Source organism: Streptomyces sp. NPDC058664, from assembly GCF_042716635.1.
Taxonomy (GTDB): domain Bacteria; phylum Actinomycetota; class Actinomycetes; order Streptomycetales; family Streptomycetaceae; genus Streptomyces.
This window is the reverse complement of the sequence record NZ_JBHXRW010000207.1, coordinates 1-1466: the sequence shown is the minus strand read 5'-3', so window position 1 is coordinate 1466 and position 1466 is coordinate 1. Positions and strand designations below refer to the sequence as shown.

The 1466-nt window shown below is 69.1% G+C and carries 1 protein-coding gene; it reads left to right on the top strand.

What is annotated here, in order from left to right:
* Positions 1-36 precede the first annotated feature (36 nt).
* Positions 37-1466: condensation domain-containing protein (locus tag ACFWUY_RS41600; RefSeq protein WP_384122228.1), on the top strand; the 1430-nt coding region annotated here is incomplete at its 3' end.

The window sequence follows — 1466 nt, the reverse complement described above, 5'->3', positions numbered from 1 at the left end:
GGTCAGGGGGCAGAAGGCACTGTCGGTGCGGCACAGGTGATCCTGTCGCCCGCGCAGGCCGCGCCGGAACTGCTCGAGCGCACGGTCGCCGCCGACGAGATGGAATCGGCTGTCGCGGAACTGATGTCGACGATGTTCGACGTCACCACCGAGGTGCCACTGAAGGTTGCCCTCTTCCGTGTCGAGAACACCGACGAGTTCGTCCTTGCCCTGGTCATCCACCACATCTCCGGTGACGGTTCCTCGGTCGCCCCGCTGACCCGCGACCTGATGACCGCCTACGCCGCCCGCTCGATGGGCTCCGAGCCCGGTTGGGCGCCGCTGGCAGTCCAGTACGCCGACTACAGCATCTGGCAGCGCGACCTCCTCGGCAGCGAGGACGACGCCGACTCCATGGCGGCCAAGCAGGTCGCGCACTGGAAGCAGGCCCTCGCCGACCTGCCCGATCAGCTCGACCTGCCCGCCGACCGTCCGCGCCCCGCGGTGCAGACCTTCGCGGGTAGCAAGGTCGACCTGCAGATCGACGCCGACACCCACCGCGCGCGGGTCGAACTGGCCCGTTCCGAGGGTGCGACGCTGTTCATGGTCGTGCACACCGCCCTCGCGGTGCTGCTGGCCCGCCTGTCGGGCACCGACGACATCGCCATCGGCACCCCGATGGCCGGTCGTGGCGAAGCGGCCCTCGACGACATGATCGGCATGTTCGTCAACACCCTGGTCTTCCGGACCAAGGTCGACGGCGGCGAAGCGTTCACCGAGCTGCTGGCCCGCCAGCGCGAAGACGACATCGCGGCGTTCGCCAACGCCGACGTGCCGTTCGAGCGCCTGGTCGAGGTGCTCAACCCGGTCCGCTCCACCGCGCGCCACCCGCTGTTCCAGGTCGGTCTGTCGTTCCAGAACCTGGCCGACACCACCTTCGAACTGCCCGGCCTGACCGTCAGCGCCGTCGACTACGACTCCCAGCTGGCCAAGACCGACCTGCACGTCACCCTCTACGACCGCTACACCGACGACGGCGCACCCGCCCAGCTGGTCACCGAATTCGGTTACGCCATCGATCTTTTCGACGAGTCGACGGTCCAGAGCTTCGCCGACCGCTTCGTGCTGCTGCTCGACGCGGTCGCCGCCGACGCCACCATCCCGGTCGGCGACATCGACCTGCTCACCACGCCGGAATCCGCGCAGATCGTCACGGCGTGGAACGACACCGCGCACGCGGTCGCCGCCGACGCCACCCTGGTCTCGCTGCTGGATGCCACCGTGGCGGCCACCCCCGACGCCATAGCGCTGGTCGTGGACGATGCGCAGGGCCGCACCCCAGTGGGCCTCGCAACGGAGACGGTCGCCTCGGCCATCGACAACTCGGACGCTGCGGGCGATACCTTCGCCGCGGGCGTTGCGGTCGCAGACGACGGTGGCAGCGCGACAGCTGTCGAAACTGCCGGTCGTATCGAGCTGACCTATGC